General features: G+C 68.8%; 5 protein-coding genes. 1 reads left to right on the top strand and 4 read right to left on the bottom strand.

Annotation, left to right across the window (positions count from 1 at the left end):
- Positions 1 to 162 precede the first annotated feature (162 nt).
- On the bottom strand, positions 163 to 810 hold the full coding sequence (locus F8271_RS29780) for a site-specific integrase (protein ID WP_225854853.1): 648 nt from the start codon (positions 808 to 810) through the stop codon (positions 163 to 165).
- A 1,241-nt stretch (positions 811 to 2,051) separates the two neighbouring features.
- The gene (locus F8271_RS29770) at positions 2,052 to 2,321 is read right to left on the bottom strand and encodes a hypothetical protein (protein ID WP_151493141.1); all 270 of its coding nucleotides are present in this window, start codon (positions 2,319 to 2,321) and stop codon (positions 2,052 to 2,054) included.
- On the opposite strand from F8271_RS29770, the gene F8271_RS34315 reads away from it, so the two are divergent.
- The gene (locus F8271_RS34315; RefSeq protein WP_357946790.1) at positions 2,320 to 2,499 is read left to right on the top strand and encodes a hypothetical protein; all 180 of its coding nucleotides are present in this window, start codon (positions 2,320 to 2,322) and stop codon (positions 2,497 to 2,499) included. The two genes, F8271_RS29770 and F8271_RS34315, sit on opposite strands and share 2 nt — an antisense overlap.
- 248 nt (positions 2,500 to 2,747) lie before the next feature.
- Here F8271_RS34315 and F8271_RS34310 read toward each other — a convergent pair whose 3' ends face one another.
- Both F8271_RS34310 and F8271_RS34305 read right to left on the bottom strand, forming a co-directional pair.
- On the bottom strand, positions 2,748 to 4,055 hold the full coding sequence (locus F8271_RS34310; protein ID WP_357946793.1) for a hypothetical protein: 1,308 nt from the start codon (positions 4,053 to 4,055) through the stop codon (positions 2,748 to 2,750).
- A gap of 98 nt (positions 4,056 to 4,153) precedes the next feature.
- On the bottom strand, positions 4,154 to 5,103 hold a 950-nt coding region (locus tag F8271_RS34305), incomplete at its 5' end, for a M28 family peptidase (protein ID WP_370461996.1).

Genomic DNA, 5,103 nt, shown 5'->3' with positions numbered 1-5,103 from the left:
ATTCGGAGTCGACCACGACGAACCCCATCACGATCCACCCGAACACCGGCGGACCGCAACCACCAACCAGCACCGAATCTTCGCGCACCATGCTGCGCCTCGAAGACGGCGCCGTGTTGCTGACCTGCATAGCAGTCCGCTGCCAGGGCCGATGAACCATGATCATGCCGTGTCCAGGCCGTCAAGGGCTTCCGGAGCAACATCGCCGCCCTGGTCCTCACCGAGTGCCTTGTCGATGGCCCGGCGGGTGCGATCCTCGCTGGCCGGCAGTAGGTGGGTGTAGGTCCGGAGGGTGAAGCCCGGGTCCGCGTGGCCCAGGTAGGCCGACAGGGCCTTGATGCTCTCCCCGGCGTCCAGGAGGACCGAGGCATAGGTGTGCCGCAGAACGTGCATTCCGTTGTGTCGGTCATCGGGAACGCCAGTCGCCCGGATCGCCGGCTTCCAGACGCCGGAGTTGAACATCGAGCGGGACAGCGCCAGGCCGGCAGGCGTCGTTAGGTACAGCTCTACGGTTCGTGGTTCACCGGTCAGCGTTTCCCACGGCAGGGTGACCGCGAGGGGTGGGCAGTCCTTCGCGTGTTGTCTCAGCCTGCGGGCTACCGAGTCCGGTAACGGAACCTCGCGGGACTTGCCGCCCTTTGGCGGCGCGAAGATCAGCGAGCCGCGAACGAGTTTGATCTGCCGAGTGATGTGCAGGACCGGACGGGTCGGGTCGAGATCCCCGGGGCTGACCGCGAAGATCTCTCCTTGCCGTAGGCCGACACAGACTGAAGGGCCGGCCCCTGAACACCCGATGACCGACCCCGGCACCGTCGCCGCGGTGTACGCCGCCCTGTTCGCAGACCACTGGATCCAGACCTAGCACCAGGCCGACACCAAGGGGCAGCCCGGGTGGCGGGGCCGGTTGGCCTGCGTTCGGCACGTGGCCACCTACGGCGCGACCCAGCTGGTAGCGCTCGGGCTGCTCGCCCTGGCCGCCGACCTGACCGTGTCCCCGGTCGGTCTCGCCGCCCGGCATGGCGGTCAACCTGACCACCCACAATCACGGAAACCGTTGTGGTGTAAGGGATTCAGGCACTCCATGAACCAGCGGGCAGTCGCCCTACGTTACCTCTATGAGTGGCAAAGTATCCTAGATGATTGGACGGTTTGAAGTGGATCCCGCCCACACTGGTTCGTCAGGGCACGGCATGCGTTTTAACATCACTCAACTTGAAGCGGCCGCCAAAACCACCGCGAGGGGCCTTCTCGCGACCAAAGACTCACATATGGCCGCATGGGTAAATTTGGTGAGAATGACTGCGACTGACCCAAAGTACTCCGCCTACCGGGAGCAGACCGAGGAACTGGAGAAGCCCTGCCCGGAGTGGCAAAACAATGTAAATGTAGCAATGTTGATTGACTATATCTACAACACTCGATACGATCGCACTTCGCGGTTTAATGAATTTCTTGAGGCCCGCCGAGCAGCCGTTTACTCCCCACTGGGCCACTTGCCACAAGCGCCCGCACAGATGGCACAGATAGCCAGTAGTAGTTCGAGTCAGTACGACGGGCAGCAGCGGGAGGTCACACCCCAGGCGTCGGAGGAGCGCGGAAGTGACGCCTGGTGGAGAACGCAGCTGATCAAATTCGCACATTCAGATATGAGCATTAGTACCTTCGCGGAAGGTGTCGGTGTTGGGTACCATGAGATGAGGGAAACAGTAATTGCGAGAAGTAGGCCACGAATTTTTAACTCTTTGCCTGACAGTGTCAAACTTAGGCTCAGCAGGGCTTACACGCTTTCGCCGAATGCCATTCTTCCAGCGTCGACCGCTGCGACGAATTTCGCTGGCCATCGGCCAGGTGGCCAGGGCCGGGGACCGAGGTAATCTCAGCAACGCATAAGGGTTTTATTGGAGCGACACGGACGAAGGCGGCGAGTCGGGCGGGGTGGTGAAAACAGGCGTGGAGCCATCGATAGACACGTCCGTAGTTCAGGGCCACCACCTCCCCCACGCATCGGTCGCCGCACTGGCGTTTTCCGCGCCAGTCATCCGCACAGCGTGCTACGTCGATCGCCCGACGGGGCGCAGGCCGGCGAGCTGAACGAAGATCTCCCGCTTTTCGACGGCGTTGCCCCGGTCATCGAGTTGGTAGCCCGTCACCCAGGCCCAGCCCCGATAGGTCGGCTTTGGGCACACCGAGATCACCCGGAACCGGAACCGCTGCCTCAGGAACTGCACCGAGGCTTCGCGGTCGATCCATAGTTCCTCGCCGGGTTTGGGCGAGCGGGGCTGCGGCCTGGCCCACGCGCGGCCCTCCTGCTCGGTAGGCATGAAGGTCCCTTCCCGCTCGAAGGTTGCCCTGCCCGGCCGAGTCGAAGGAGCCCGGCCGGGCAGGGGGTACGAGTACGGCCTTGCGCGCGGCACCATCCTGCACACGGTCCGGGTGCTGGTCGATGAGGGCCTGGTCTACGTGGTGCCCGGGAAGGGCACGTTCGTCAAGGCTCGCTGAACTGACGGCGAACCATCAAGATCATGCCGTGCTCAGGCCGTCCAACGAGAACCACGGCTGACTATTGTTGACCGACCGTGCCAGGTGTTGCAGCAGCTCAGGGGCGCACTCGTCCGAATTGATCTACTACGGACCCGGCCTAGACCAATACCGCTGGAAGTAGCTACCGAACGGCGTTCAGCGCGGGCGGGCGTGTGATGGCCGGAGTGCGGGAGACGGCACGGACTAGCCAGGCTGAACGGTCGGTGTCAGCGCTGGCCCGCCGGATGGACGGAGAACATCTGCCGCGCCGGCCGCAGTGGCACTGTCAGATATGCGCGGCTGACACACCCTGGCCGTGCCATCCCGCGCGGGTGCGCCTGGCCGAGGCGTACGGGCGTGACCGCATCGGCCTCTTCGGGCGGCGGGGCATGGAAGACCAACCCGAACCCCCACCGGTCAAGCGAGGCCTCCTCGATGGTGGGCTGCCGCTGGACCGGAACGGCCCGACCGGCGACCTCCGCCCGCTTCACCTCGGCGGTCTCCGCGTCCACGTGCAGCGAGACGAGGCGTACGGTCCGCTGCGGCACGACCCGGACCCGCAGTGTGCGCTCACCACCGACGGTGCTGTCCGAAACGAGCTGCACGGCCGGGGCCGGCAGGTTGGCGTTCTGCGCCGTGCCGACCCGCAGCGACTTGTCGCCCAGGGCGGGGAACCACCACCGAAGCGACGCCCGCTCGACCGGGCTGACGTGTTCGGCCGTCCACGGCTGGAGTTCCTCCTCGTGGCTGACCCATTGCGCCTCGCCCGTGTCGGTGTCCAGGGCGTACATCAGGTGGGTGGGCGCGGGATGGGCGGCGTCGAAGCGGTCGACCGCCAGCCCGACCCCGGCGAGCACCACCGCCGCGGCGGCGGCCCCGGCCGGCACCACCGCGAGCCGGCGGGCCCGCAGCGTCAGCAGCCCGCGCTGGCCGCCGGCCTGCGGGTGCAGCAGGTCGACCACTGGGAGTGCGGTCAGGCCGAGCAGCACCGCGACGAGCGCGGCCACTCCGCCCATCGCCATCCCCAGCGCGGGGAAGAGCAGTACCACGGTGGGCAGCAGGATGACCACACCGACCGCGGCGGCGGCGGTCACCGCCACCACCGGCCACGGCCCGGTCTGCCGGGTCCGCAGCGCGACCAGCCCGCCGAAGGCGCCGGCCAGGGCCGGCAGGGTGGTGAGGTACGCCCCACCGGGCACCGCCACGGCGAGCAGCACCCCGAGCAGGGCCAGCCAGGCCAGCCCGCCGACGGCCAGAGCGGCCGGGCCGATCCGGCGGCGCAGCAGCGCGTACCAGGTGACCACGATGGCGGCGGCGAGCGCCAACACGGCCAGCCGGTACCAGATCGGCCGGTACGGGTCGAGCAGCTCCGCGTACCCCGGGCGGATCATGGTGATCGCCAACCAGAGCAGCTGGGCGGCGACCGGCGCGGCCAGGATCGGCACCAGGGCCAGCGCGAAGCCGGCGGCCAGCCGGCCGGCGCCGGCCCGGCCACTGCGGCGGGTCAGCCACGCCAGCGCGGCCACCGCGGCCACGGCGAGCAGGGCCAGCGGCAGGGTGAGCCAGCCGGGATAGCGGACCAGCAGACCGGGGACGGGGAAGTAGGTGGCGTCGTGCCCGGAGCGCAGGTCGGTCAGGTCGGTGCGGCCGAACTCCCGGCGAGGCCCAGCGCGTTGTCCCCGTGCTGCTGGAGGCTGCCCCGGTCCATCGCTGCCGGGGTGTCCAGCGGAGTGTGGTAGATCGCGCCGCCGTCGATGTACGCCGAGTTCAACCCGACGAACTTCTGGTCCAGGAACGCGGTGAAGTCGGTGTCGTTCGGCAGCGCCCGGTAGATCTCCACCGCGAACGAGGTGCCGACCGGATGCGGGGCGGCCCGGCCGAAGACGTCCACCAGCTTCGCGTTGTTAACCGACGTCTCGAACATGATCAGCGGGCCGGTGGAGCCGCGGGCCTCCAGGTTGAGCACCACCCCGCCGTCGGCGGCCAGCGGATGGCTCGCGGCGAACGCGGACGCTCCGCAGAGGCACGCCTCCTCGGCGTCGGTCAGCACGAAGACGATGTCGTTGCGCGGCCGGGGGCCGACCGTCAGCGCCCGCGCCACCTCCAGGATCGCGGAGGTGCCGGCCGCGTCGTCGTTGCCGCCCGGCCCGGTCTGCACCGAGTCGTAGTGGGCGACCAGGAACACCCGGCCCGTCGAGTCGGTGCCGGGCAGCCGGGCCACCACGTTGCGGACCCGGGCCAGCGTCGCCCCGCCGGCCGCCCCGCTGAGCTGACCGGCCTCCGGCGCCACGGTGTCCTGCACCTCGGTCTCCAGGCCAAGCCCGCGCAGCCGTTGCTCGATGTGCGCGCGGACCTGCTCGTTGGCCGGGCTGCCGGCGACGTGCGACCGGGCCGCGATCACCTGAACGTCCTCGTACGCCCGGCCGGCGCTGAACTCGCCCGTCGGCGCGCTCGCCGGCCTGGGCGCCGGGGTGCGCAGGTCGAGCAGGCTGCCGGCGCTCACGGCGGACAGCGCGGCCAGCGCCGCCGCGGCGGCCAGGAGCCGCCGGCGGGGTCGGGCCAGCGCACGGTTGGCAGGGGGTA

Source organism: Micromonospora sp. ALFpr18c (genome assembly GCF_008868155.1).
GTDB lineage: Bacteria > Actinomycetota > Actinomycetes > Mycobacteriales > Micromonosporaceae > Micromonospora.
This window is presented reverse-complemented; position numbering and strand designations above follow the sequence as displayed.

Coding starts and splice junctions, on each gene's coding strand:
- F8271_RS34315 (WP_357946790.1), top strand. CDS start 2,320: ATGAAGGTCCCTTCCCGCTCGAAGGTTGCCCTGCCCGGCCGAGTCGAA.
- F8271_RS29770 (WP_151493141.1), bottom strand. CDS start 2,321: ATGCCTACCGAGCAGGAGGGCCGCGCGTGGGCCAGGCCGCAGCCCCGC.